Raw genomic sequence first — 2,469 nt, forward strand, 5'->3', positions numbered from 1 at the left:
CCCAACCTGAGGACGGACAATGAAGCGAACGAGATTCACGGACGAGCAGATCATCGGCATCCTGGCCGAGCACGAGGCAGGCGCGAAGTGCGCGGACCTGTGCCGCAAGCACGGCATGACGGAAGGCACCTTCTATAACTGGAAGGCCAAGTTCGGCGGCATGACGGTGTCGGAGGCCAAGCGGCTGAAGGCGCTCGAAGATGAGAACGCCAAGCTGAAGAAGCTTCTGGCCGAACAGATGCTGGATCTGGCGGCGATGAAGGATCTGGTTTCAAAAAAGTGGTAGGGCCCGCCGGGAAGCGCGAAGCCGTTGCGTATCTTCGGGCCGAGCATGGCCTGTCGGAACGGCGGGCCTGCCACATCGTCGGCGCGGATCGCACGATGATCCGCTATCGATCTCGGCGCGTGCCGGACACAGTGCTGCGCGGTCGGTTGCGGTCCCTGGCCAACGAGCGCCGGCGGTTCGGTTACCGGCGCCTGTTCGTTTTGCTGCGCCGCGAGGGCGAGCCATCCGGGATCAACCGTATCTATCGGCTCTACCGCGAGGAAGGGCTGACGGTGCGCAAGCGAAAGGCCCGGCGCAAGGCTGTCGGGACGCGAGCCCCGATCCTGGTCGAGGCTCGGCCCAATGCGCGCTGGTCGCTGGAATTCGTCCATGACCAGTTCGCCAACGGCCAGCGCTTCCGGGTGCTCAACGTGGTCGACGACGTCACCCGTGAATGCCTCGCGGCGATCCCTGACACCTCGATCTCGGGGTGCCGTGTCGCGCGTGAACTGACGGCCCTGATCGAGCGCCGCGGAAAGCCCGGCATGATTGTCAGCGATAACGTCCTATGTCGGGAAAATCTGGCTGCTTAGGTCAGCAGGTCATGGGACATCCGGAGCACCGGATGCCCTGTTACGTTTGCCCAGACGGGCTCTGCCGTCAAGAAATGATCTCTTCCATAGCAAACACGGGGTACGCGCGCTGGCGGCCCTCACCGTCCTTAATACGAGATCCCAAATCCCAAGCAGAAGGCCCGAACATTATCTACGAGGTCAGCAAGCTGCCTCCACGGCTCATCAGAGAGAGGTCCTTCCGCCTGGGCTCACCCCCTCGAAGAAGGGGCGATAGGGTGCGCCATGTTTGACCACGGCGTGTACGGTGCGCGCCATCTTGGCCGCGATCGCGGTGTAGGCCTTGCGGCGCAGATGGACGTTGTGTCGATCTTTTGAGATGTAGCGTTCGAACTTGTCCCGGAAGCTGTTGGTCCGCTTGAGAACGGCGGTTTGGCCGGCCATCCAGAGCGTGCGCCGCAATCGGGCATTGCCATACTTCGAGATGCGGCTTTGGCCACGGAACATGCCGGACTGCATCGTGGCGAGGTCCATTCCGCAGAACTTCAGGAACTGCCGGTGATGGCGAAACCGACGCAGGTCACCGGCCTCGGCCAGGATGGTCATGGCGTTGATCGGGCCGATCCCGGGAATGGTCGTCAGCAGCTGATAGTCGGGCAGATTCGACAGCAACTCGACGGCCCGTGCCTCAATCACATCCCGCTGTCGGATCAGGCTGCGACCTTCGGCCAGTACCAGGCGGAACATGCGGATGGCATCGGAGTCGGAATGCACTGGCAGTCCAACTGAACTGACCGCAGTGGCGTAAATATCTGAAAGCAGACGCTCTTTGGAAACCTTGCGACCAATGACCTCCCAAGCATCAGCTATGAAAGCCTCCTGGCTCATGACCGTGATCATATGTGGCGATGGATACTTCTCGAGGAACGCCAGGAACCAATCGGTCCGCGAGCTTCGGTGAAATCGCTCGGCCTCGGGAAAGTACAGTGGTAGGTAATGCGTCAGGATGCGGTGCCACAACTCGGTCTTCGAGCGCGAAACGATCTCGTGGGTTTTGGAGAGCTCCTGGATGTCCGCGGTCCCGGTCACGAGCGGATCATGGAAGAACTGTACGGCCCCGATCTCCATCATGTGCAGAATGACCTGGGCGTCCTTGGGATCATTCTTGTCCCAGCTGTTGTGCAGAGCCTCGCGCGTTCGGGCCAAGCCAACGGAAGAGACAAGCTTCAGGTCGAAACCGGCCTGGCCGAGATGATGAGCCAAAGCACGGTGATAATTGCCGGTCGCCTCAAACCCGATCCGTACCGGCAGTTCATAGCTGGCGAGAGCGATGGCCAAGCGCTGAAAATCTTCCAGCGTGTTCGTAATCGTTATGCGGCGCCGGCGCTTCTTGCCGGGAATGCCAATAAGCACTTCGTGACGGTGTTTTGAAATGTCGATGGCGACCAGCACGGTCGAAGCAGTAGAATGGGTGGCGGTCATAGCCGGTCTCCTCAGCAGTGTGGTTATGCAAAACCACTGTTGAGACCTGAGACCCGGTTATGGCCACCCGCTGCGCAATTTGGAGGCTGCGCGCGTGGCCATAACCTGTCGGCAGCCCTTCTTCCCGACGTGCTATGGGACGGAACTGAC

The 2,469-nt window shown here is 60.7% G+C and carries 1 protein-coding gene and 1 pseudogene; one reads left to right on the plus strand and one right to left on the minus strand.

The window, feature by feature from the left end; translation table 11 throughout:
- Positions 1-19 precede the first annotated feature (19 nt).
- Positions 20-828: pseudogene (locus BKY27_RS19815) on the plus strand (IS3 family transposase); the annotation flags it as partial.
- 234 nt (positions 829-1,062) lie between these two features.
- On the opposite strand, the gene BKY27_RS19495 reads toward BKY27_RS19815, so the two are convergent.
- Complete coding sequence (locus BKY27_RS19495) at positions 1,063-2,319, minus strand: IS110 family RNA-guided transposase (protein WP_071676118.1); 1,257 nt, start codon at positions 2,317-2,319, stop codon at positions 1,063-1,065.
- Between the last annotated feature and the right edge of the window lie 150 nt (positions 2,320-2,469).

The organism is Nioella nitratireducens, assembly GCF_001879715.1.
In the GTDB taxonomy this organism is placed as follows: Bacteria; Pseudomonadota; Alphaproteobacteria; order Rhodobacterales; family Rhodobacteraceae; genus Nioella; species Nioella nitratireducens.

What these genes read in the sequence shown, in the direction of transcription:
- BKY27_RS19495 (WP_071676118.1), bottom strand. Translation starts at nt 2,319, where the DNA reads ATGACCGCCACCCATTCTACTGCTTCGACCGTGCTGGTCGCCATCGAC.